The 24157-nt window shown below is 38.6% G+C and carries 22 protein-coding genes; 9 read left to right on the top strand and 13 right to left on the bottom strand.

Translation table 11 applies throughout. The features are described from left to right. Positions 1 to 60: 60 nt before the first annotated feature. From A9996_RS00395 to A9996_RS00335, 13 genes are all read right to left on the bottom strand, one after another. Positions 61 to 1341, bottom strand: a complete 1281-nt coding sequence (locus A9996_RS00395; RefSeq protein WP_066429629.1) for a T9SS type A sorting domain-containing protein — start codon at positions 1339 to 1341, stop codon at positions 61 to 63. 21 nt (positions 1342 to 1362) lie between these two features. Beyond that, positions 1363 to 2598 (bottom strand): M20/M25/M40 family metallo-hydrolase, encoded by a 1236-nt coding sequence (locus A9996_RS00390; protein WP_083993803.1) that lies wholly within the window; start codon positions 2596 to 2598, stop codon positions 1363 to 1365. Between the two features lie 88 nt (positions 2599 to 2686). Next, the gene (locus A9996_RS00385) at positions 2687 to 3538 is read right to left on the bottom strand and encodes a cyanophycinase (protein ID WP_066429623.1); all 852 of its coding nucleotides are present in this window, start codon (positions 3536 to 3538) and stop codon (positions 2687 to 2689) included. Between the two features lie 5 nt (positions 3539 to 3543). Beyond that, positions 3544 to 4674, bottom strand: coding sequence for a PKD domain-containing protein (locus tag A9996_RS00380; protein WP_066429621.1), 1131 nt, complete (start codon positions 4672 to 4674; stop codon positions 3544 to 3546). Between the two features lie 96 nt (positions 4675 to 4770). Then, positions 4771 to 6123, bottom strand: coding sequence for a PKD domain-containing protein (locus A9996_RS00375; RefSeq protein WP_066429619.1), 1353 nt, complete (start codon positions 6121 to 6123; stop codon positions 4771 to 4773). Positions 6124 to 6154: 31 nt separating this feature from the next. After that, a complete protein-coding gene (locus tag A9996_RS00370; protein WP_066429615.1) occupies positions 6155 to 7483 on the bottom strand; it encodes a RagB/SusD family nutrient uptake outer membrane protein in 1329 nt (442 codons plus the stop codon). Positions 7484 to 7487: 4 nt separating this feature from the next. Beyond that, complete coding sequence (locus tag A9996_RS00365) at positions 7488 to 10781, bottom strand: TonB-dependent receptor (protein ID WP_245905321.1); 3294 nt, start codon at positions 10779 to 10781, stop codon at positions 7488 to 7490. 122 nt (positions 10782 to 10903) lie between these two features. Beyond that, positions 10904 to 11962: a FecR family protein gene (locus A9996_RS00360; RefSeq protein ID WP_066429610.1), complete on the bottom strand. Its 1059-nt coding sequence runs from the start codon at positions 11960 to 11962 to the stop codon at positions 10904 to 10906. A 129-nt stretch (positions 11963 to 12091) separates the two neighbouring features. Next, positions 12092 to 12661: an RNA polymerase sigma factor gene (locus A9996_RS00355; protein ID WP_066429607.1), complete on the bottom strand. Its 570-nt coding sequence runs from the start codon at positions 12659 to 12661 to the stop codon at positions 12092 to 12094. A 251-nt stretch (positions 12662 to 12912) separates the two neighbouring features. Next, positions 12913 to 13311: a rhodanese-like domain-containing protein gene (locus A9996_RS00350; protein ID WP_083993801.1), complete on the bottom strand. Its 399-nt coding sequence runs from the start codon at positions 13309 to 13311 to the stop codon at positions 12913 to 12915. A gap of 40 nt (positions 13312 to 13351) precedes the next feature. Beyond that, positions 13352 to 13663, bottom strand: coding sequence for a rhodanese-like domain-containing protein (locus A9996_RS00345; RefSeq protein ID WP_066429604.1), 312 nt, complete (start codon positions 13661 to 13663; stop codon positions 13352 to 13354). 209 nt (positions 13664 to 13872) lie between these two features. Next, on the bottom strand, positions 13873 to 14478 hold the full coding sequence (locus A9996_RS00340) for a thioredoxin family protein (protein WP_066429602.1): 606 nt from the start codon (positions 14476 to 14478) through the stop codon (positions 13873 to 13875). Between the two features lie 72 nt (positions 14479 to 14550). Further along, a complete protein-coding gene (locus A9996_RS00335) occupies positions 14551 to 15078 on the bottom strand; it encodes a TlpA family protein disulfide reductase (protein ID WP_066429918.1) in 528 nt (175 codons plus the stop codon). A 113-nt stretch (positions 15079 to 15191) separates the two neighbouring features. On the opposite strand from A9996_RS00335, the gene A9996_RS00330 reads away from it, so the two are divergent. From A9996_RS00330 to trpA, 9 genes are all read left to right on the top strand, one after another. Then, on the top strand, positions 15192 to 15647 hold the full coding sequence (locus A9996_RS00330) for a MarR family winged helix-turn-helix transcriptional regulator (protein WP_066429594.1): 456 nt from the start codon (positions 15192 to 15194) through the stop codon (positions 15645 to 15647). 39 nt (positions 15648 to 15686) lie between these two features. Continuing rightward, positions 15687 to 16241, top strand: coding sequence for a YceI family protein (locus A9996_RS00325; RefSeq protein WP_066429591.1), 555 nt, complete (start codon positions 15687 to 15689; stop codon positions 16239 to 16241). Between the two features lie 284 nt (positions 16242 to 16525). Next, a complete protein-coding gene (locus tag A9996_RS00320) occupies positions 16526 to 17929 on the top strand; it encodes an anthranilate synthase component I family protein (RefSeq protein ID WP_066429588.1) in 1404 nt (467 codons plus the stop codon). Between the two features lie 159 nt (positions 17930 to 18088). Further along, entirely contained in the window at positions 18089 to 18673 is a 585-nt protein-coding gene (locus tag A9996_RS00315; RefSeq protein ID WP_066429580.1) for an anthranilate synthase component II, read from the top strand. 172 nt (positions 18674 to 18845) lie between these two features. Then, positions 18846 to 19841 carry an anthranilate phosphoribosyltransferase gene (gene trpD / locus A9996_RS00310; RefSeq protein ID WP_066429576.1) on the top strand — a complete coding sequence of 332 codons (996 nt, stop codon included), beginning with the start codon at positions 18846 to 18848 and terminating at the stop codon, positions 19839 to 19841. A 197-nt stretch (positions 19842 to 20038) separates the two neighbouring features. After that, a complete protein-coding gene (gene trpC / locus A9996_RS00305; protein ID WP_066429912.1) occupies positions 20039 to 20827 on the top strand; it encodes an indole-3-glycerol phosphate synthase TrpC in 789 nt (262 codons plus the stop codon). An 82-nt stretch (positions 20828 to 20909) separates the two neighbouring features. After that, positions 20910 to 21626 (top strand): phosphoribosylanthranilate isomerase, encoded by a 717-nt coding sequence (locus A9996_RS00300; protein WP_066429910.1) that lies wholly within the window; start codon positions 20910 to 20912, stop codon positions 21624 to 21626. 18 nt (positions 21627 to 21644) lie between these two features. Then, positions 21645 to 22826 carry a tryptophan synthase subunit beta gene (gene trpB / locus A9996_RS00295; RefSeq protein WP_066429573.1) on the top strand — a complete coding sequence of 394 codons (1182 nt, stop codon included), beginning with the start codon at positions 21645 to 21647 and terminating at the stop codon, positions 22824 to 22826. Between the two features lie 540 nt (positions 22827 to 23366). After that, complete coding sequence (trpA, locus tag A9996_RS00290; RefSeq protein WP_066429570.1) at positions 23367 to 24134, top strand: tryptophan synthase subunit alpha; 768 nt, start codon at positions 23367 to 23369, stop codon at positions 24132 to 24134. Positions 24135 to 24157 lie beyond the last annotated feature (23 nt).

Here is a 24157-nt window from a genome sequence, read left to right as displayed (position 1 = left end):
TAAAAAAAACCTTGCATGATACAAGCTCATACAAGGTTCTACTACTAAATAATTGGTTGGTTATCTCTTCAAAAATTTAAAAGTTTGCTCTGATGTTTCTGAACGCAGTTTCAAAATATAGAGTCCAGAACTTAAATTAGATGCGTCAATACTATTGTCTTCCATCCTACGGACTTGAATTTCCTTTCCTAACATGTTGAAAACCTTTACGGAATTGATAGGTGACTGTGATTTTATAAAAATTCTGTCCACAACTGGATTAGGATAAACGTTGACCTCTAGATTCTCAAAATCTGAAGTAGAAAGTCGATCACACATCGGATTTGTTCCTGCTGCCATTGTAAAAACACCATTATTGATGGACCAATTTTCCCAAGTTCCGCCATTCCCGGTTTCCCAGTCTGACAGATCAAAATAATTGGTGCCTGCACCTGTTCCAGGAACTTTAAAAACTTTTATGGCCTCTCCTCCTCTATTCCAAGTGACGGGTGTGAATGCTACAACCGTTTCTGGTGCATAAGCTGCCACACAATTGGACTGCAAAAAGTAGGCAAAATCCTGATACCCGGGATAATCTCCATATACAGAAGCTTTTCCGTTGGCATCTACACAAATGGCTGTATGATCATTAACGGCAATGCCAAAGGAACGTCTGTTATTATCTTTAGCAAAGCGTGCCATAAAAACACTCAAGCGCCCTTCTCTATCACGATTTGCAAAATGCGAATCGGCAATAACATCTTCCATAAAAGGCACTTCCAAAAAGTCATTATAACCTAACTGCACGCGCGGATGATAAGGATTGCTTAAGGCTACATCGCTGTCAAGAGTTCCATATTGTGCCGAAAAATAAGAACTTCCCATGATAGCCAAACCAGCACTCGTGCCACCAATAACACCCTGTTTGGTATTAATAAATGTATTTAAGACACCTTCCATAGCATTATCCTTAAAATACGTGATATAATCATACTGGTCGCCGCCCGCAAACCAAACAGCTTCAGCATTGCCTACGTGTTCCAAAACATCTGGATCAACGGCACCGTCAGAATTATTTATGACAAAGGTTCTTACCGAATTGATCGTCACACCCAAATCTGAATAAAAATAATCGTTATACCCATCACTATCGTCGGCTCTCAATACCACAACATCACCGCCATTGGTTTGGTTCAAAAACCAAATCATGGCCTCTTTTTGCTCTGAAGCGCCACCCATCAAACAAACCCCTGCTTGATGATTGGTTGCAACGTCAATAGCACTACCGGTCAAATATTCTTTATAATTCTGAGCCAATATCGTTTGGATACTCAGTAAAAAGAGAAATGTAATTTTTTTCATGGGTCTCTTCTGTTTTGCGATTTATTTTTTCTGCTGCGTTAATCGATAAAGCATCACGGCAGTAATTTTTGCTTGGGTAGCCACCGTACTCAAATCGCCAGTTTCTTCAATTGTATGATCTCCCGAGCCACCAGTCAATCCTAAGCCATCAAGCGCCATATCGACATACCCCGAGGTAAACGAAATATCCGCTGCTCCTGCATTTCTAGGATTTACTGCTGCCACATAACCAAAACCCAGATCCTGACTTACACCATCATAGAATTGTAAAAGTTTGGTGTTGCCTTCTGTCAAAGCCAAAGGTGGATAACCGCCCGTATTGAATATCAATTCTGCGGTAGTGTTGGGATAATTATTGGCTACTATTTGCTTCATAATGGTTTGAGCATTTTCCAATTGCTCTGGTGAGGTGGCTCTGATATCGCCATGTACAATGGCATGTTGCGCTACCACATTGTTTTTTCCAAAGGCAGTACCTCCCGTGAGATCATCGTTCAAATCCAAATCTGTACCGGCAATAACAAACCCCGGATTGAAGGTCAAATCTTTCTCTTTGGATAGCTGTACATAAAACTCATTTAAAATGCGTGAGGTTTCATAAATAGCACCTACACCAATTTCTTTAGTAAAAATTTGGGAGGAATGGGCGGGTGTTCCTGTAACTTTCAATTGCCAATCTGACGATCCTCTGCGAGAAACCACAATGGTTTTCGGATTGTTATCACCATTTTCAAAACCTAAAGCAATATCAGCACGTTTGGCACCCTCTATCAAATCCTTTTTGGACAATTCAATAGGCTCTCCGCTTTTTTCTTCATCCCCAGTCATGATAATTTCTATGGACATATCTTCCAAAACACCGGCATCTTTAAGCGCTTTCATCGCCAAAATGATGATGACATCCCCACCTTTCATATCGGCAACTCCTGGACCTTTGATCATGGTACCATCCAACATTGTGTATTCTTGAAACGGACTATCCAATTCAAAAACCGTATCCAAATGTCCAATCAATAGAAATTTTGGACCTTTCTTGCCTTCTCTCTTGGCGATCAAATGTCCTGCACGGCCATAGGCATCGCCATTAGTCAATTCCGTTTGGAAGCCCAATGGCTCCAATTCCGCTTTGAATAACTCACCTACTTTTCTCACGCCCTCAAAATTCATGGTGCCGCTATTGATATTGACTGCCTTTTTAAGCAAATCAATAGCCGCATCAGAATGTTGATCGACAGATTTTATTATTTTTTTTTCCATTTTTTCATTCTGCGCAAATGCAAATGCACTTATGAATGCTATTGAAATTACTAAAACTCTTCTTGATATAGTCTTCAAAATTATCTGTTTAATTTAGTGTGAATTTTTCTCCGGGCAAATAGATATTCAGTTGTAGGTCATGGGCGCCCAGTTTTTCTCCATGCTGGTTTTTTGAACTGTTGGAATTTCGTAGCACAATAACTTGTGAATCTCCAACAATTTCAGCCGTTGTACCTTCCACCAAAATAGCGGTGGCTTCATCAATACCAATCCCCATCATATCAGGATGTTCAATCACGGCACTTATCAATCGGTTGTAACGGCTCCGTTTCACAAAATGCTGATCGATGATCACGTTGGTCAACATTCCCAAACCGGTCTTGATTTCAATATTGTCAGATTCAATGTTTCTAAATGTCGAAGAGTAATCAGGGTGTTTCAATTCGTTCCCGGTAATCATCATTTTGCTCATCACTGCTGCTCCTGCACTTGTTCCTGCTATCATATGCCCATTTTGATAGGATTGATGGATTGCTTTTTCAATGTCAGTTCCAGCAACCACATCCATAAATCTGTTTTGATCACCTCCAGAAATGTAGATCAATTTTGCGTTTTTGATGGAATCAATTTTTGATTTGGTCAGCACCTCATCTTTACTAAAATGCAATCCGAAAATATTTTTTAGTCCTTTTTCTACAAACTGTTTTTTGGCATAATACACGGCAGAATCAGGTTCAGCACTAGACATTGGTAAAATAATGCCATAACCTTCTTTATCAATTCCTGAGTCTTGTATCATTCTATCCACCATGGCTGCAGGTCTTGAGCCTCCGCCTATGATAAAGAGTTTGCCTTTACTTTGTGTTTCCTGCGCGCTAACGGTAGTTTGCAAGAAACTACCGACAAGCACACAGACTGCTATTAATCTACTAATATTCATCTTTCTTATTGTTTTCCTATGACAATACCTCTTGTATCACTAGTGGCTTGGTACCAAACTTCGGCATTTGAGCCATCTAAATTAGCGCGCATCATCGTATCATTATTTCGGTCTCCCCAATATAGTTTCTGTGCGTTGGCATCATATGCCAAACCATAAACAACTCTTGTAATTCCTACAGCAATGGTGGTCACACCAGTACCATCCAAATTAGCCGATTTCAACCTGATATCTCCAGAAGCCACAAACTCATCATAATAAATACGATTGCCCACCACTAAGATACTACCACCTTCAACACCTGGAATAATCTCCGCTTCTCCTGTGCCGTCCAGATTTTTAGACCACACACCACCATCATAATTAATCCAGTAGAGTTTTCGGTTTTGAACATCAATACTCACACCGTCAGGATCATTTGCTTGACCTGAAACAAAATCTTCTTTCTGTGAAAGGTCTGTAACATCTAAATCTGCTCGTTGGATACCATCACTACTATCAAAATAGATTTGATTTTCCTGATAGTCGATAGCCATTCCGTTAGGACTGTTTAGGCCTGTTCTAAAATCTTCAAAATTACTGCCGTCTAAATTGGCTCTATAGATTTTGTCAGCGTCATAATCACTAATGTATAATTTAAGATTTAACGTATCCATCACCATGCCGTAAGACGATTGCGGCGCTACACCACTGAGCGGTGTAAAAATTGGGGCTTGCGTATTGATAAGACCTTGATACACTTGAGCACCGTCCGTATAATAAATTGGCGTTCCGGTAGCATTCGGGTCTTTAATGACGATGGTTTGTGAAGACTTCTTTATTTCTAAAGATTGTGAAGTAGTCACCACCAAATTAACCACATACGCTCCAGCTTCATCATACACATAGGTAGGATTGGCTTCTGAAGACGATTCGCCATCTCCAAAATTCCAATAATAGGTGGCAGTACCAACAGTTTCTGGAACAATAGAGGTGTTGCTGAAACTTACCGTTGCCGGTGCAAACTCGTCGTTACTTATATTGTAAGTAAATGAAGGCACCGTACTTGCTGGAGGTACCGGAAAATCATCATCACTACACGACTGAAAGCCTACTCCAAGGGTCAACATTAAGGTTATTATAACTAAATTTTTCATCTGTTATGTTTTATTGATTTTTTTATGGTCAGATGGAATGTCCTATTGATCATATCGTTCGATTTCCGAATTTGATAATGGCCATTTCATAGTCTTTTATTTAATTAATACAATGCCTCTTACACTACCTAAACCAGATTTTAAAACTTCTTTGTTTGATCCGTCCAAATCAGCGCGGTATAATTCTCCAGAATCCCTTCCTGACCAATAGAGTTTGTTGGAATCATAATCTATTTGGATCCCGTAAATACGAGTCCCATCGGTATCAACGGTTTCAATATTAGTACCATCCAAATTGGCAATTTTAAGTTCTCCCGAATTCTGGTCATCAAAATAGATTTTATCATTGACAGTATCTACAGCAATGGCATACCCATAAACTCCTGATATGATAATTTGCGGATTAGTACCATCAAGATTTGCAACAATTAAATTTTCGTCAAGGGAGGCATCATAAGCATACAACTTTCCGTTTTCTACATCTAAAGCCAAAGCTCTCCAAGATGCCGTTGGTACATTTAAGATTCCTATTTCTAAACTTGTACCATCTAAGTTTGCTCTAGACACATTACCCTCATCATCTACCCAATACATTTTATTACCTGCAACATCTAAGGCGATGGCATAAGGATCTCCAATATTTGTAACAACAACTTCTAAACCAGTACCGTCACGATTGACTCTCCAAATATTTCCAAATGGATACGTGTCAAAATCACTAAAGTAAATTTTCTCGTTGGTCGCATCATAGGCCATGCCTACACCGCCTTTACCTACTAAATCTAGGACATCCATAACAGTGCCTGAACCGTCAAGAGATAGTTTTCTTATAAACTCATCACTTAAATCAATGTAATATAACTCACCAGGTGATTCTGGAGCTACGGCAATCATGATCTCTTTGGTGAAGGTATTGGAACCAGCACTACTTGTTGCCGTAAGACTCACGGTATACGTGCCTGCTGAAGGATAAGCAAAGTTTGGGTTTTGTTCGGTAGAAGTTGAGTTGTTGACATCTCCAAAAGACCAACTGTAACTTGCAGCACCTAATGAGGTGTTTGTAAATTGTACGGGGATTTTAGCCGTCAAATCATCCACATCAGCAACCGTAAAAGCACTGGCAGGCGTTACCGTAACTTCCATATTGGAAATTGTAGAACCGCCAGCTCCTGTGGATACCAAACTCACCAAAAATACGTCACTAGACTGGTATGATTTTCTTGGTGATACTTGATTGGAAGTCGTACCATCTCCAAAACTCCACAAATAGGCTGTCGCATTTTGAGAGTTGTTAGTAAATTGAATGTCTTGGCCTACCTTAACTTCTGACGGGCTAGCTGTAAACTCAGCCTGCGATTGTGGTGGCACTACATCATCATCATTTTGACATGAAACAAATGCTAAAGTGAAGAAACTTAGTAGTATGTAATTTAGAAATTTAGTTTTCATAAGATCTATTTTAAATATGGTCATGAGTTATTTAGTAGCCCGGATTTTGCGTCATTCCTGGGTCATTATTGGTTTGGATTTCATCAGATGGAATTGGAAACAAGGTCTGATTGACAGTGTTAACATTAGGCAGTACAGCAATTGCTCTTCCTGTTCTTACCAAGTCAAACCATCGGTGGCCTTCAAATGCAAATTCAACACGTCTCTCCTTTTCAATAATTCTGAGCAATTGCGCTAGAGACGTTTCAGAGGTTGATGACAGGTTTGCACGATTTCTAATTTGATTGATATCACTTTGGATAGCCTCCACATTTGGCGTCGTTTTATTAGCTTCAGCTTCCGCTCTTATCAAATACATTTCTGACAGCCGTAAGACCACGAAATTATCGGCTCCAAGGCTTAAATCGTCGTATTTAATGGCATAAGCACTAGTGCCCGCAAAAGCGATAGTCGCGTCATAGCGTTCATCACTGGTTTCATAGGCTGTAAGCAAATCTGCAGATGGTTCCACTTCCCGTCTTCCATTTAAGGCCGTTGGAAAATTATATTCTGCAATCCTGTTTCTCTCGGTTTGGGAAAAATAGATTTCAAAAATTGATTCTGGAGATTGATCTGCTTCAAAAACCTCAGCATAATCACTTAATAAGGTGTACCCTCCGTTTTGAATGACATCAGTAGCCAATGTTACGGCTTGCGCATACTCTCCTTTGTACAAATATACACGGGCCAATAATGCTTTTGCAGCATATTTGGACGTTCTTACTTTGTTGCCTGATGTGGGAAGATTCTCTGAGGCAAACAGTAGATCATTGATGATTTGGCTATATACTGCCTCTACAGGATCTCTTGGCACATCCAAATTACCAACACCTACCGTTGGTGTTACCTTAATTGGCACAGCGCCAAAATAATTCAAAACGTTGAAATGGTTTAAGGCTCTTATAAAATAGAGTTCTCCCAAGGCCTTGTTCTTTTCAGCGTCAGTCATATCTGCAATGCCAGGCACTTTATCAATGACATTATTGGTCACATTGATGCCGTCATAAATGACGCTCCAAATACCATCTATGGAGCTATTTTCAGGCAAAATATTATTGTTATCTACTTCCGCATACTCAGTGGCTGTTGCAGCCAAAGGATGGGCTAAATTATCAGCACCTAGGTCTGAAAAAATGCTATAGGTTCTGCCGTAATAACTCAAACTTTGAAATGTTGCATACGCTCCCAAAATACCCTTGTCAATATCTTCTTTCGTTTTAAATGCCTCAGCCGCAGGAATTGAATTTTGCGGTTCAACTTCCAGCACATCACAAGAAAATGTTGTGACGATGATTAAGGCTATGAGTATAATCTTCTTCATTTTTTTAAAGTTTTAAATTAACACCTAAAGTGAATGTTTGCGCCTGCGGATAGGTAAAGAAATCAGTTCCAATAACTGAATTATCATCACCTCTGTAATTAACCTCAGGATCCAAACCTGTATATTTTGTAAACGTGAACAAGTTCTGTGCACTCAAATACACACGAATAGAGCTAAAGAAGGTTTTTCTTAAAACGTCAGTATTTAAAGTGTAACCTAATGTGACATTTTTTACTCTCAAATAGGAGCCATCTTCAATATACCTTGAAGAGACACGTTTGTTTTGAGAAGATGCCACAGGATCATTAGTGGCTCTTGGAATATCTGTAATATCCCCTGGTTGTTGCCAACGTCTGGTAACAGCTTCCAATTGGTTATCACCTCCTTGAAGGGATTCCAGAAACAATCTTGAACCGTGAAATACATCATTGCCATAGGATCCTTGAAGGAATATACTTAAATCGAGTCCTTTGTAAGCAAAGTTATTAGTCAACCCGAAGATAAAATCTGGATGCGGATTCCCAACAATGGTTCTATCGGCAGAGGTAATGACCCCATCAAAATTGGTATCGGCATACACAATATCTCCTGTGGAAGGATCTACACCCAACGATTTAAAGCTGTAGAAAACACCAATGGGTTGGCCTTCCATAATCCGGTTACCACCACGACCAATATCGTCAATGGGCTGCCCGTTGTAGAGTTCCAATACTTTATTTCTGTTTCCTGAAATATTCATGGTTGTGTTCCAAGTGAAATCGCCAATAAAATTTTGAGTGGATAATGACACTTCAATCCCTTTGTTTTCGACCTTTCCTACGTTTTCTGTTATAGATGAAAAACCAGAGGTTGGCGGCAATGGCCGGCTCAATAACAAATCATTGGTTTGTTTGTCATAATAATCAGCAGTCAGTGTAATTCTATCATTAAACAAGCCTAAATTCAAACCAATATTTAACTGTGAAGTACTCTCCCACTTCAAATCCGGATTGGGAATATTGCTAGGATAGATGGCAGGCAAACCGCCATACGCTGTGTTGCCATAAAGCTCAGAAAACAAAAATGGACTGATGTCATCGTTGCCTGTCAAACCATAACTCACACGAAGTTTCAAATCAGAAATAGGCGTTAGGCTTTCCATAAAATCTTCTTGAATAATACGCCATGCCACAGATGCTGCTGGGAAAAACCCTGTTCTGTTATTTTCTCCAAATTTTGTTGACGTATCAGAGCGTCCTGAAAACGTAGCAATATACTTATCATCAAAATTGTAATTTAAACGTCCAAAATAAGATCTCAACCCTGTGTCAGTTGCACCTGCACTTGCTGAAACAATGGTCGCTGCAGAAGCTATATATTCTAAATCATCATCCGCAAAATCCTGCCCCCTAATAAAAGAGGAACGGTAACTATAGCTTTCAAAACTGTACCCTAACAAAGCTTCTATTTTGTGTTTATTGAACTGTTTATTATACTTTAAAAGGTTATTGGACACCACATTGGTGACGTTGCTATACGTTTCAAATCCAAGACCGTTATATTTTGCACCTTGTACCGTTCTTGTCGATTCATACCCATGTTCTCTGAAATTTAAAAAATCAACACCCCATTTTGATGAGAAGGTCAAATCTTCTATAATTTTCCAGTCTATATAGATATTGGAATTAGTTCTGTAAGAGAAATTCTCATTAATAGCTTCATTAGCGATAGATACCGGATTTGAATAAGGTCCTGACTGATTGTAAGACCCGTCTTCATTATAAACAGGAAAAATGGCTGGTGTTGAAATACCATTTGGAAGCGGCCCATGAAGTGTTTGGTCACTTTCCACACGATCCGTTTTAGCATAGGTCAACCCGATACTGGTTCCAATGGTTACCTTATCTGAAAGTTGATGGTCAATGTTGACACGTGCGTTCATTCTTCGGTAATCTGTACCTATCAAAATTCCTTCTTGGTCAAACAACGTTCCACTGATAAAAAATTTGGTCTTTTCTGAGCCTCCAGTTGCAGAAACCTCATAGCTACTTACAGGTGCTGTTCTAAAAATAACATCTTGCCAATTGGTATCAATAGTGATGTTGTTCATTTGCTCAGGCGTAAAAACGGTCGTTCCTGTGAGATCATTTCTATAGTCCATCCACTGTCTTGCATCCAACATATCCAATTTATTCCAAGCACGTTGAACCCCAGAATACACGTTGACACTCACAACCGATTGTTGTGCCTTACCACGTTTGGTGGTAATCAACACAATACCATTGGACGCTCTAGCACCATAAATGGCTGTTGCAGACGCATCTTTTAAGATACTGATGGAGGCAATATCACTCGGATTTAAATCAGTCAAGGCACTAGACCCTTGTCCGGAATAGCCAATTTGTCCAAAATCGCCCGTAGTTACTGGAATTCCATCAATAATATAAAGCGGCTGACTAGAACCACTAATAGACGTTAAACCACGAATACGCACTGACATTTCGCCACCAGGAGTTCCTGAGTTTTGCATGACCTGAACACCAGAAGCCTGTCCTTGTAGAATACCATCTACTGATGACACAGGTAAATCTTCAATTTGTTTTGAACTGATTGCGGTAACGGCATCACTTATTAATGATTTTCGTTCTGTACCATAACCAATAACGACAATTTCTTCCAAAGCCATGTTATCAGCCACCATGGTAACGTTAATTGTTGATTGCCCATCTATGGAGACTTCCTGAGTAACGAACCCCAAGTAAGAGATGACTAAAGTTGTCGCGTTTTCTGGAACGGACAATTCATAATTACCATCAAAATCTGTAGTAACACCCTTATTTGTCCCTTTTAGCTGTACTGTGGCTCCCAAAAGTGGCACCCCAGCTTCATCCAACACTTTTCCTTTTATGGTACGTTGCTGTTGGTTTTGGTTAGCCATTTGCTTGGCATCAACACTCAAATCTTCTTTAATGACCACTTGCCTATAATCAATTTTATAGATCAGGTTGGTGTTTTTTAAAGCCGTATCCAAAATGGTTGCTACAGTTGCATTTTTCAATGATAGCGACACTTTATGTTTCAAAACATCGTCCTTATAAAAGAAAATAAACTCGCTCTTGTTTTGAATTTCTTTAAATAATTCTTCCAAGGAAACATCCTTCACGTTGATATCCATCTTGGTTTGAGCTTTCGAAAAATTTGCAAAAGCTGAACTGAGACCAAGGGTGACTAATAAGAGGAAAACTCGCATCATATGTACCAAATAGTATCTAAAAGATTTTATCCTTTTAAAAGAATAAAGGTTCTCATTTTTATTCATAATTTTGTTTTAGTGGTTAATATTGCTGACTTACGGTAATGTTGATTTTTTAAATGCTAGAGGATGTTGACGCATCTTCTAGTTTTTTTTTACAGATTATTTTTTCAATTGCTGATAAGGTTTTAGTTAATAATGAGTTTGTTATCTTGCGTTAGTTCATATTCAAATTTTGAAGATTCTGTCTCTTTTATAGTTTGCATCACATGTTCAATGTTTTCCTTGACATCCAGATAACCTGAAAAAGTTTCGTTGGCCAAGTGTTCATCATTAATCACAATGTCCACATTGTAGTAGCGTGAGATTTTTTTCATAATGGATTTTAACGAGTCGTTTCTAAAAATAAAAATTCCGTTGCGCCATGAAAAATAGGGCTCAGTTGCTACAGTTTTGGTGGTGATGGCTCTGTTATTTTTATTGAAAGAAGCTAGTGTTCCTGGAGATATTTTAATGGCCTTATCAGCATTGAAAAGTTGATCCTCAGTAAAGTTGATTTGAATACTTCCACTTTGTAGAACTGTAGTAATTGCAGTATCATCCTTATAGTTGCTGATATTGAAAACCGTTCCCAACACCTCAATTTCGTGATGTTCAGATGTTACCAAAAATGGCTGTTTTTGACGATGTGCCACTTCAAAAATAGCTTCACCTTCTAGGTAGACCTCTCGTTTATCTTTAGAAAATTGAGCAGGAAATATCAGCTTTGAACCAGAATTCAACCAAACCTTGCTCCCATCTGACAACACAATTTCTGAACGCTTACCAAAAGGAACGATGAGCGTATTATATACGATGGTCTCTGAATTTGAAGTGTTTTGACTTACATATTGCTCTTTCCCGATCTTAACTTCGTCTCCCGTACTTGAGTAACTAATTGACGAGTGGTCTCCTTCTATTTCAACCTGTTGATCATCATTCAAGACCAACTGCACCTTATGAGTAGATTTTTGATCTTTTACGGTTTTTGCAAAAACCTCAATAGAGGAATCTTCTTTAATACTGTTAAAAAATCCTATAGAAAGGAGCATGACAACGCTAGCCGCCACAATTCCAAAACCATATTTTTTAGTTCTTCGGCGTCTTATATAGGCATACACTGAACTGGCGATGCGCTGTTTAATACGAGCTTTCTCATGTTTTGAAAGCTGTTGAAAATTTATATTATTTTTCGAATGATCTTGCATAGGACTATCTAAATAGATTACTAAAGCACATTGTATTTGACGGTGGACATCAAAACACGGGGTGTCTTACTATAGTAAGTCAGATAGGGTTAGTTTATAGACACTTTTTTTTTGAAAAGATTAAAAACTTTAAAAAAAGAAGGTCATAAATAGGTAGAGCTGTTTTCTCAACGTCTTGATAGCCCTATAAATAATTGTTCTTGAAGTTTGAACGGAAACGTCCATAATGGCGGCAATGTCCTCGTAAGAATGTTCTTCTGTAAACCTTAAGGATAGGGCTTTTCTCTGCTTTTTACTTAACCTGGTGATGGCCTTTGCAAGTTTGTAGGCGCGTTCGTTTTCAAATTCTTTAGCACAAATGTGCTCTTCCACAGATGGCTCATCATGATTCAATTCATGATTTTGAGAATATGCAACTAGAGAAAGCCCTTTTGTCGCTTTTTTAAGAATATTGTTTTTGAGGCAACGGAACAGATAGTAGGTAACATTATCCGTTTCGGCTATCGTTTTTCGGTATTTGTAAAGATTTAAAAACAAATCGTGTATGGCATCCATGACGAGACCCTTATCGGCCGAAAACTGCATGCCATATGCAAATAATTCATCAGCATAAATATCATAAAGATCACCCATAGCCTCAACATCACCATCCTTAAGCTTTCTCCATAAACGAAGTGTTCTATTTTTATGCTGGTCCAAGTTTATAAGCTATTGGAAATTATGGGTTCTTCAACTTGATGGTAGATAAGATTTATTATCAGGAATCTGTCCCTTCTAATCGACTCATAGAAAAGCCATCACATCTTAACAGGCTAATGTATTTATTTTTCAACAAAAACCACGATGAATTACCGTAAAAATTAGCGGATGGAGGGTGATGTAGGGAACATAAGCCCGAAAGAAGAAACGCTACACCATTAGAAAAATAAGAGTAAAAAACTAGGAAGTATTTAATTGGCCAACTCTAAATCAAAGCCTTCAAATTTCCATTGGGTGATGCCACCTTTAAGATCATATATTTTAATAAAACCCGCCTCTTGAAGCTTTTTGGCACATTTTGCGCTACGTCCGCCAGCATGGCAATATAAAATGACAGGCTTGGTTTTGTCTAACTTTAGGATGTCTTCATCAAAAGTTGGAGAATTGAAATCGATATTTTGTGAATTCTTGATAAAGCCATCCACCCGCTCTTTGGCAGATCTGACGTCTACCAGTTGCACGTCTTCCAACTCCATTAATGACTGCATTTCTTCAGGGGTCACCACTTTTATTTCGCTGCCATGATCATCTTCACAACTTGCCAAGAATGAGGCCGCAACAACTGTAAATACTAGTAAAAGGCGTTTCATAATCTTTGGTTTATTCTTTTTATAAAGAAAAAATTATTTTTTATTGTGTGGATGGTCCGTCCCATTTACTGAAACCGCCCATTAAATTGTATGCTTTTTCAAATCCTAACTGATTCATTATGGAACAGGCTTGTCCACTTCTAGCGCCTGATCTGCAATACACATAATAGCTCTTGTTTGCATCCAATTTTTTAATCGCTTCGATAAACTCCTGACCTTGATGAATGTCTAGATGGATCGCTCCAGGAATATAGCCTTCATCGACTTCTTCTTGTGTTCTAACATCTAGAACTACTGCATCCTTGTCATTCTCCATTTGAGAAGACCATTGTTGTTGTGTTAAATCTGCCATAGAAATTATATTCAAAGATGCAAATTTAACATTTCTTTAGGACAAAGACGAAAAAAAATCCGAAGTGTTACACCTCAGATTTAATTTTTAACAGTTACGCGTCAATTTGGTTGCTGTTTACATGGACAATCAAATAATAGCGTTCTAAAAAAATATTTCTAATTATAAGAATTCAATAAATTTTTCAGACATCGTTTAACGCCAACTAATTAAGACTTTATAGAACACCCAATCGCTCTGGTCTCAGTTTCTTTAATAGGTTGACCTGACATTAAAGCGTCAACAGCATTTTCAACATATTTGGTTTTGACCGCTTTAGCATCTTGATAATTATCATCTATGGCTCCAATATATTTTACTTCATTGCCTTTACTGGTTTTTTGAAGCACATACACTTGTGGTGTTTTTGTAGCGCCATATTGGGGATAAATTTTTTGGCCTTCATCCATTAGATACGGAAATGTAAAGCCCTTTTTCTGTGCTCTTTGCTTCATCGCTTCCATAGAATCTCCTGGTTGGATCTCAGGATTATTGGGCATGATGGCAATAACAGGGTAGCCTTTGGATGCGTACTTTTTATCAAGGGCAATGATTCGATCTTCATAAGCCACCGCATAAGGACATGTGTTGCAGGTGAAAATGACGATAAATCCTTTGGCGTCTTTATAATCTGACAACGACACCATGGTCCCATCAACATTCTTCAGATTGAAATCTGTGGCGATGTCTCCAACCTTGTACCCATTGCTTACCGTTGTAAAAGCCGAAAGCATCATAATTGCGGCGATGGCTATAATTCCTTTTATTTTTTTCATGTGATGTTCTTTTAAATAGTTTCATTAACACTTCAAGAAACGTTCCATTATTAAAAGGGAATGAAGCGAATGTTATTTGATGAATTTTAGAAGTTCGGTTTCCAATTCGTCATAGGTAAAGGATTGTTCATAAAACTCACGTTTGTCTTTGTTAAAGATGAGCGTTGCAGGTATAGACCCTGACCAATCTGGATCAACTTGCGGGATCCATGAGTTAAAGTCGGCGTCATCCAAAGCTACAACTTTAGATTGTAATCCGTTTTTCTTTATGAAGGGCCTTAAATGGGAATCGTACTTCTTAGGAAAGTCCAAACTCACCAATAGCACTTCTACATTTTTGTTTTTATACCTCGCGTTCAAAGTTTCAAAATATGGCATTTCTTTAATGCAGGGTGCACACCAAGTGGCCCAAAAATTAACCACATACACCGTATCTGATGTAGTTTTTAAAAACGGCTTTAAGCCTTCAAAGTCATAGATCTCTAACGGGCGCTCTCGTACCTCAACTGGGCTATGTGCATCTACAACCGTCCCATTCTTTTGAGATTCATTCTTGCATGACATCAATAAAACCAACACTAATAAACACAGTATTCTCATGTCATAAAAATAAAAATCCATTTGATCTCAACTGGAATTTTAACAAAAAATTATATACCGCATCGATGTTAATTTAAAAAGAACGATTACATTTGTATATACAATTGTTGTACATGAAAGAGTTGGAAGATATTTTAAAAACAAAATCCGAAATGCCATTGGCAAAAAAGACCGTTTTGAATATTTCCTACACCAGTACGACAATTAAGGACAGTATGTTACATGTACTAAAACCCTTTGATATTTCTATTGAACAGTTTAACGTACTCAGAATTCTAAGGGGCCAACACGGCAAACCGACCAACCTTCAGGACATTCAGGACAGAATGGTCAGTAAGATGAGTAATACCACAAGGTTGGTGGATAAGCTCATTTTGAAAGGCTTTGTAGAACGATTTATATGTGAAAAAAATAGGCGTAAGGTTGACATTTTCATCACAGAAAAAGGTTTGAAAGCCTTATTGGAGATTGATCCGGTCATTGAAAAAACAGAAGCACACATAGCGTCTCCCCTAACTCAGGAAGAACTTCAAACCTTGAATCATTTATTAACAAAACTCAGAGATTAAAACCATTAATTTAAATACTAATATCAAAAACAAATTCTTATGAAAACTACAATAATCTTAGCAATGGCATTCGCCGCTTTTACAGTGTCAACAGAAAAAGAAGTTGACGTGGTTAACAGTAAAATCAACTGGAAAGGAGAAAAAGTAACAGGACAACATGAAGGTACCATTAAACTTCAAGAAGGTACTCTCCAATTTAATGACAACAACCAATTAACAGGAGGATCTTTCATTATGGACATGTCAACATTGACCGTAACAGATTTAGAAGGAGAAATGAAAGGCAAGCTTGAAGGTCATTTAAAATCAGATGACTTTTTTGGAACTACCAATCACGAGACCTCAAAATTTGTGATTACCAAGGTAGAAGGCAAAGACGGTAAATATAAAGTCACAGGAGATTTGACCATCAAGGGCATCAGCTTTCCAAACACTTTTAACATGACTATAAAAGACAATAACTCTGCTATTGCTAACTTAAAGATTGACAGAACAAAATATGACATCAAATATGGCTCAGCAAGTTTCTTTGACAACTTGAAAGATAAAGCTATCTATGATGAATTTGATTTAAGCATCAACCTTAAATTCTAAACTTTAAAATTGGTTAGTAGCCACATCAAATAACGAGAATCCTACTTCCAAAAACTTAGGAAGTGGATTCTTTTTTAGAATTTCTTTTCAATTTGTTTGAAAAACTTAATTTTCATTTCTATATTTGACAAAACAAAAACATGTACACAATTTTAAATCATACTTGGTGGTGGAACTTTTCGAAACAACATTCGTGAGGTAACGCTATAGTATATTTAATTTAATATAAAAAAGGCTTGTCATTCACGACAGGCCTTTTTGCATTTTTATAACCTTTGAAACCTATGAAGACGTTTAGTCTATACACACATTACAAAAAAATACTGGCTGACACCATCACGCCAGTAAGCATCTATCTAAAAATCAGGGATAAATTCCCAAACAGCATTCTTTTGGAAAGTAGTGACTATCATGCCAATGATAACAGTTTTTCCTATATCTGTTGCAACCCAATTGCTTCCATAAAAGTGAAGGATGAAACCATTACAGAAACCTTTCCTGATAAAAGTCAAGTGTTTACTCACATCACTCCGGATACTGATGTGGCCAATGTAATCCATAATTTTACACAGCGCTTTAAAATCCATTCTGAAGAGAGCTTCAAGTTCATTAATAATGGCATTTTTGGATACATTGCTTATGATGCGGTGCGCTATTTTGAAGATGTAGACATTGCAAAAAAAGAAGGCCATCAAAATATTCCTGATATTTATTATGCGGTTTATCAGAACATCATCGCTATCAACCACTTTAAAAATGAGGCCTATGTATTCGCCCATTGCTATGATACTGATAACAATATCGATGAAATTTTACAGCTCATCAAATCAAAAAACTTTGCGGCCTTTAATTTTTCAACAGATGGTGAGACCGCTTCAAATTTAACCGATGATGAGTACAAAGACAATGTAATCCTAGCAAAAAAGCACTGTGCCAGAGGCGATGTGTTTCAATTGGTACTTTCCAAAAAATTCTCACAGCAATTTAAAGGTGATGAATTTAATGTCTATCGCGCTTTGAGAAGCATCAACCCTTCTCCGTATCTTTTCTATTTTGATTATGGCGATTTTAAGATTTTTGGCAGCTCGCCAGAAGCACAATTGGTCATCAATAAAGACAAAGCCGAAATCCATCCAATTGCAGGCACCTTCAAACGGACCGGAAACGATGAAAAGGACGCTGAACTCGCCAAACAATTAGCAGTTGACGATAAAGAAAATGCTGAACATGTGATGCTTGTTGATTTGGCTCGAAATGATTTGAGCCGTCACGGCAGTCAGGTAACGGTAGAAAAATATAGAGAAGTGCAGTTCTTTTCGCACGTTATTCACTTAGTAAGTAAGGTCACTGGTCAAAAACATAAAGACACGACCACCATGCAAATGGTTGCCGACACCTTTCCTGCGGGAACCTTAAGCGGTGCGCCAAAACATAGGGCCATGCAACTCATCGAGAAATACGAAAAAACGAGCCGTGATTTTTATGGCGGCGCCATCGGATTTATGGATTTTGAAGGTAACTTTAATCACGCCATTATGATCCGAACGTTTTTGAGCAAAAACCACCAACTACATTGGCAGGCAGGTGCCGGCATAGTGTCTAAGTCAAAGCCCGAAGATGAGCTGCAGGAAGTGTACAATAAGTTGGGTGCATTGACGAAGGCAATTGAGATGGGGAAGGAAATATAAACGCAAAGAATTAATTCCCTTATTTCAAGGGAAGGTGGATTCATACCGAGAAAACGGGATGATGACGGAAGGGTTTTTAAGAGCTTTACGTTTACTCTAGCATCCACACCGAGTTTTAATTTTAATCAAAAAAGATCCCCGCCTTCGCGGGGAATGCATATGAAAGTACTAGTTATAGACAATTACGACAGTTTTACCTACAACCTCGTTCATTACCTTGAAGATTTGGGCTGTGAGGTTACCGTAAAACGGAACGATCAACTCACCTTAGACGAGGTGGATGCTTTTGAAAAAATCGTGCTATCCCCAGGACCAGGAATTCCAGATGAAGCGGGACTGCTAAAGGCCATTATAAAAACCTATGCACCCACAAAAAGCATTTTAGGAGTTTGCCTCGGTCAGCAAGCCATTGGCGAAGTTTATGGCGGCACCTTAATCAACCTTGAGAATGTTTATCATGGTGTGGCTACCAAAGTGACCAGTTGTGTTACCGACGAATCGCTCTTTAACGGATTGGATAAAACCATTGAAGTTGGGCGTTACCATTCTTGGGTGTTGGATCCAAATTTGCCAGAAGAATTGGAAGCCACCTCCTATGATGAAAATGGTCAGGTGATGTCCTTACGCCATAAGGTATACGATTTAAAAGGGGTTCAATACCATCCAGAATCGGTGTTGACACCGCATGGGAAAAAGATTTTAGAAAATTGGATTAAAATTCCTGCGAAGGCAGGAATCTCATGAATTTAAGTTTAAATAAGAGTGATCAAAATGCCTTCCTTTAATAGGGAAGGTGGAATCATCCCAGGAAAACGGGATGAGTCAGGAAGCGTTTATGTAAAAGTAAATTCTATTTTATACAGGTACAAAAAACTTAGTTTAATCAAAAAAGATTCCCACTTTCGTGGGAAGTAGCATGAAACACATACTCAACAGACTCATCAATCAAGAAAGCATCTCTAGTGAAGAAGCCAAACAGGTGCTGGTCAACATCTCCAAAGGCGATTATAATCAAAGCCAGATTGCATCATTCCTTACAGTTTATATGATGCGAAGCGTCACTATTGAAGAATTACAAGGCTTTAGAGATGCACTTTTGGAACTTTGCTTACACGTCAATTTAGACGCCTACAATGGCATTGATTTATGCGGCACAGGTGGCGATGGTAAAGACACCTTTAATATTTCAACATTGGCGTCATTTGTCACTGCAGGCGCTGGCGTTAACGTCACCAAACATGGTAATTATGGTGTATCTTCTGCCTGCGGATCGTCTAACGTGATGGAGCATTTAGGTATTAAATTCACCGCTGACATCGATTTTCTAAAACGTTCCTTAGACGAGGCCGGTATTTGTGTGCTGCATGCACCACTCTTTCACCCTGCTATGAAAAATGTGGCGCCTATCCGTAAGGATCTCGCCGTAAAAACATTTTTCAACATGTTGGGACCAATGGTGAATCCAGCATTTCCAAAAAATCAGATGGTGGGTGTTTTCAATTTGGAGTTGTTGAGGATGTACAGCTATCTTTATCAAAATACCGATAAAAATTACACGATTATTCATGCTCTGGATGGCTATGATGAAATCTCATTGACTGGACCAGCAAAAGTGATCCGCAATGCTTCAGAAACAATTATCAATCCAGAGTATTTTGGTGTGGAGACTTTAAATCAACATGATATTTATGGCGGCGAATCTGTAGAAGACGCAGCAAAAATATTCACGCAGGTCCTAAATGGCCAAGGCACAGAAGCACAAAATAATGTGGTTTGCGCCAATGCCGCCATGGCCATTGCCACAGTTACCAAAAAATCTGTTGAAGACAGTTTTGAATTGGCCAAAGAAGCATTGTTGAGCGGACGAGCGAGAGAGAAGTTTGAGACCTTAGTTAAAATAAGTAGCAGTTAGTCGGCAGTCAGCAGTTGGCAGTTAGCAGTCAAGTCGACATAGCAGACACACAACACACAACACAAAACACACAACACACAACACACAACACAAAACACACAACACAAAACCCACAACCCACAACCCACAACACAAAACCCACAACACACAACACACAACACACAACACACAACACACAACACACAACAGATTATAAAATGAACATTTTAGACCATATCGTCGCTGATAAGCGCAAAGAAGTTGACTTCAAAAAATTGATTATTCCTGTCTCACAATTGGAACAATCGGTGTTTTTTGAAAGAGCAACTGTTTCTTTAGTCAACAAATTGCAGCACAGCTCTTCAGGAATCATTGCCGAGCACAAACGACGTTCGCCATCAAAATCGGTTATCAACCAAAACCTGAATGTTTTTGACGTGGCCAAGGGTTATGAAGATGCGGGAGTTTGCGGGATTTCTGTTTTAACGGATGGCAAATATTTTGGAGGATCTCTGGACGATTTGTTGTTGGCAAGAGCAAGTTGCCAATTGCCTTTGCTCAGGAAAGAATTTATTATTGACACCTATCAAATTCTGGAAGCAAAAGCCTACGGAGCCGATGTGATTTTGCTTATTGCAGCCATTTTATCCAAAGAAGAGATCAAACAGTTTTCTGAATTGGCAAAAAGCTTAAATCTCGATGTGCTTCTAGAAATCCATGATGAAGAAGAATTACACAAATCAGTCATGCCAAGTTTAGACATGATTGGGGTAAACAATCGCAATTTAAAAACTTTTGAGGTGAGTTTGGACACCAGCAAACACTTGAGCACATTAATTCCGAACGACTTTATAAAAGTATCAGAAAGCGGCATCAGTAACATTGAAGCCATCAAAGCATTACAACCTTATGGGTACCAAGGCTTTTTAATAGGAGAAAACTTTATGAAAACAGAGAATGCTGGTGAAAGTGCTTCCACATTTATAAAAGATTTACTTAAATATTGAAACAAACATCGAAATTCAAATGAGCAGCGAAAATATTAAACAAATTCCGGGTCAAACCCCCTCTCCTTTGGAGAGGGCTGGGGTGAGGATCAAAATCTGCGGTATGAAGCATCCAGCTAATATCACAGAAATTGCCGCACTGCAACCAGAGTATCTCGGATTTATATTCTATGAAAAATCTTCTAGGTTTTTCAATGGAAATATGCCACAGTTACCCCAAGGAACAAAAAAAGTAGGGGTTTTTGTGAATGCTTCAATGGATGAGATTCTTGAAAAAGTAGAAACATACAGCTTGGATGTCGTCCAGTTACATGGTGAAGAATCACCTGAGTTTTGCAGCCAGTTAAAACGTCACTTCGAGGAGAACATCGACAACGTAAACGCAATTAAAAATGAGAGATTGCCATGCCACGCTAGCAATGACAGCAAAATTGATATTGTAAAAGTATTTTCTATCAAAGACCATTTCAATTTTGACCAATTACAACCTTATGAATTGGTGTGCGATTACTTTTTGTTTGACACCAAAGGCAAACTCCCAGGAGGCAACGGCTACACCTTTAATTGGGATGTTTTGAAAAATTACCCATCAACTAAACCTTACTTTTTAAGTGGTGGCATTGGATTGGAAGAAACTGACAACATCACCGCATTCCTTCAAGGCAACGCTTCTAAATATTGCTATGCCATTGATGTGAATAGCAAATTTGAAAGTGAGCCAGGTTTGAAAGATCTCAAAATATTAAAAGAATTTAAAAATAAAATTAAACCCAACCTCACAAGTTTTGAAAACTTGTGAGTTCTAATCTCGTGAAAAATGACATACAACATTAATGACAAAGGTTATTACGGCGAATTTGGAGGTGCATACATCCCTGAAATGCTGTATCCAAATGTGGAAGAATTGCGCCAAAACTACCTCAAGGTAATGGCAGAACCAGAATTTCAAGAAGAATTCAATGCCTTGCTTAAAGATTATGTAGGGCGTCCTTCCCCACTCTATTTTGCAAAACGATTGAGCGAGAAGTATAATACGAAAATCTACTTAAAACGGGAAGACCTCAATCATACAGGCGCACATAAAATCAACAACACCATTGGGCAGATTTTGATGGCCAAACGCTTGAACAAATCCCGTATTATTGCAGAGACTGGGGCTGGTCAACATGGGGTCGCCACGGCAACGGTTTGTGCACTGATGGGCTTGGAATGTATTGTATATATGGGAGAAGTTGACATTGCACGTCAGGCTCCAAACGTAGCACGAATGAAAATGTTGGGCGCAAAAGTAGTGCCTGCACTTTCTGGAAGTCGCACACTAAAGGATGCTACTAATGAGGCCATCAGGGATTGGATCAATAATCCGGTAGACACCCATTATATTATTGGTAGCGTGGTTGGCCCACATCCCTATCCAGATATGGTAGCGCGTTTTCAGGCAATCGTTTCTGAAGAAATCCAATGGCAGCTTAAAGAAAAAGAAGGTACCACAAAGCCTGATTATGTCGTGGCCTGTGTTGGTGGTGGCAGTAATGCCGCTGGTGTTTTTTATCACTTTTTAGAAGATACAGAGGTCAAGCTCATTGCGGTGGAAGCTGCGGGCAAAGGTGTGCATTCTGGTGAAAGTGCTGCTACGTCTATATTGGGAAAGGAAGGGATTATTCATGGTAGCAAAACGCTTTTGATGCAAACTCCTGATGGTCAAATTACGGAGCCTTACAGTATTTCTGCAGGCTTGGATTATCCTGGGGTTGGCCCGATGCATGCGCACTTGTGCAAAAGTGGACGCGCTGAATTTATCGCCATTACAGATGATGATGCCATGACCGCAGGATTGGATTTGTGCAAAATGGAAGGCATCATTCCTGCTATTGAAACCTCCCATGCCTTGGCCATTTTTGAACATAAAAAGTTTCAACCTGATGATATAGTTGTGGTCAGCCTTTCTGGTCGTGGGGATAAGGATTTGGATACTTATGTAAAGCATTTTAATCTTTAAAATTATGGCGTTACCCAAGGGTCAGGCTTTCGGCAGTCGCTCTCTTCGAGGAGCTCCAACAATGCCTCAATCCTTAACGCAAGTACGTCCATCTTAAATTAAAATTTGGAATATATTAATGCACCTGTGGTAGATAAGATTGTGGTTACAAAAAAGACGGAGGTATATGAAACTAAATCATTATGGACTAAAGTGCCATAGATTTTTTAAAACAGACTGAAAGTCTGTTGCATTCGTGAAATTTACAGTAAATGATTTACGACTGTATTTTCAATGAACCAATGAATTCGTGAAAATTCGTGAAATTCGTGTCAAAATTTTTAGAAGCTAAAGCGAGATGCACTAAAGTACATAGTTTTAACTAAATTTGAGACCAATAAAAATCGCTTCTTCTCAATATTTTTTATGCACACGAAACCTCTCAGGTTTTGAAAACCTGATAGGTTTTTAAAGATAAAGTTTAACAAAGGATTCCCAATATTCTTGGAGCATCAACAAATGAGATTTCCGCTTGCGCGGAAATGAAAAAATAAATTTTCTATGAACAGAATCAACAAAAAATTACAAGAAAACAAAAAATTACTTTCCATATATTTTACCGCAGGGTATCCAAATTTAAAGGATACCGTAGGCATCATTGAAGATCTGGAAAAGAACGGTGTGGACATGATTGAAATTGGATTGCCTTTTAGTGATCCTTTAGCAGATGGGCCAACTATTCAAGCAAGTTCTACCCAAGCTCTAAAAAATGGGATGACAACTGATGTGCTCTTTGACCAACTTCAAGCCGTCAGAAAAACGGTCAGCATTCCTCTGGTCATCATGGGCTATTTCAATCCGATGTTGCAATATGGCGTGGAAGCTTTTTGTAAAAAATGTGCGGAAGTGGGTATTGACGGACTCATTATTCCTGATTTACCGGTGGATGTTTATAACGAGCAATACAAAGCTGTTTTTGAAGCGTATGGCATCATCAACGTGTTTTTGATTACGCCACAAACCTCTGATGAACGGATTAGATTCATTGACTCACTTTCAAAAGGATTTATTTATATGGTAAGTAGCGCCAGTGTAACGGGTAGCAGTTCTGGATTTGGAGACGCACAAACAGATTACTTTGAGCGTATTGCCAACTTGGAGCTGGAGAGTCCGCAAATAGTTGGTTTTGGTATTTCTGACCATAAAACGTTTACGCAAGCCACAACGCATGCTAAAGGCGCCATTATAGGAAGTGCATTTATAAAGCATTTAACTTCTAATGGGCCTGAAAACATCAACAGCTTTATAAGTCCGCTCCTAAGGCCATAGAATAGTCAAGCGCTAATGTCGCC

Origin of the sequence: Gelidibacter algens (assembly GCF_001678675.1) — a bacterium.
In the GTDB taxonomy this organism is placed as follows: Bacteria; Bacteroidota; Bacteroidia; order Flavobacteriales; family Flavobacteriaceae; genus Gelidibacter; species Gelidibacter algens.
Note: the sequence above shows the minus strand (reverse complement) of the source record. Positions and strands in the feature narration are given on the sequence as shown.

Bases quoted from the DNA above. Each gene is read 5' to 3' on its own strand.
- A9996_RS00395 (WP_066429629.1), bottom strand. From the start codon at position 1,341: ATGAAAAAAATTACATTTCTCTTTTTACTGAGTATCCAAACGATATTG.
- A9996_RS00390 (WP_083993803.1), bottom strand. From the start codon at position 2,598: ATGGAAAAAAAAATAATAAAATCTGTCGATCAACATTCTGATGCGGCT.
- A9996_RS00385 (WP_066429623.1), bottom strand. From the start codon at position 3,538: ATGAATATTAGTAGATTAATAGCAGTCTGTGTGCTTGTCGGTAGTTTC.
- A9996_RS00380 (WP_066429621.1), bottom strand. From the start codon at position 4,674: ATGAAAAATTTAGTTATAATAACCTTAATGTTGACCCTTGGAGTAGGC.
- A9996_RS00375 (WP_066429619.1), bottom strand. From the start codon at position 6,123: ATGAAAACTAAATTTCTAAATTACATACTACTAAGTTTCTTCACTTTA.
- A9996_RS00370 (WP_066429615.1), bottom strand. From the start codon at position 7,483: ATGAAGAAGATTATACTCATAGCCTTAATCATCGTCACAACATTTTCT.
- A9996_RS00365 (WP_245905321.1), bottom strand. From the start codon at position 10,781: ATGAATAAAAATGAGAACCTTTATTCTTTTAAAAGGATAAAATCTTTT.
- A9996_RS00360 (WP_066429610.1), bottom strand. From the start codon at position 11,962: ATGCAAGATCATTCGAAAAATAATATAAATTTTCAACAGCTTTCAAAA.
- A9996_RS00350 (WP_083993801.1), bottom strand. From the start codon at position 13,311: ATGAAACGCCTTTTACTAGTATTTACAGTTGTTGCGGCCTCATTCTTG.
- A9996_RS00345 (WP_066429604.1), bottom strand. From the start codon at position 13,663: ATGGCAGATTTAACACAACAACAATGGTCTTCTCAAATGGAGAATGAC.
- A9996_RS00340 (WP_066429602.1), bottom strand. From the start codon at position 14,478: ATGAAAAAAATAAAAGGAATTATAGCCATCGCCGCAATTATGATGCTT.
- A9996_RS00335 (WP_066429918.1), bottom strand. From the start codon at position 15,078: ATGAGAATACTGTGTTTATTAGTGTTGGTTTTATTGATGTCATGCAAG.
- A9996_RS00330 (WP_066429594.1), top strand. From the start codon at position 15,192: ATGAAAGAGTTGGAAGATATTTTAAAAACAAAATCCGAAATGCCATTG.
- A9996_RS00325 (WP_066429591.1), top strand. From the start codon at position 15,687: ATGAAAACTACAATAATCTTAGCAATGGCATTCGCCGCTTTTACAGTG.
- A9996_RS00320 (WP_066429588.1), top strand. From the start codon at position 16,526: ATGAAGACGTTTAGTCTATACACACATTACAAAAAAATACTGGCTGAC.
- A9996_RS00315 (WP_066429580.1), top strand. From the start codon at position 18,089: ATGAAAGTACTAGTTATAGACAATTACGACAGTTTTACCTACAACCTC.
- trpD (WP_066429576.1), top strand. From the start codon at position 18,846: ATGAAACACATACTCAACAGACTCATCAATCAAGAAAGCATCTCTAGT.
- trpC (WP_066429912.1), top strand. From the start codon at position 20,039: ATGAACATTTTAGACCATATCGTCGCTGATAAGCGCAAAGAAGTTGAC.
- trpB (WP_066429573.1), top strand. From the start codon at position 21,645: ATGACATACAACATTAATGACAAAGGTTATTACGGCGAATTTGGAGGT.
- trpA (WP_066429570.1), top strand. From the start codon at position 23,367: ATGAACAGAATCAACAAAAAATTACAAGAAAACAAAAAATTACTTTCC.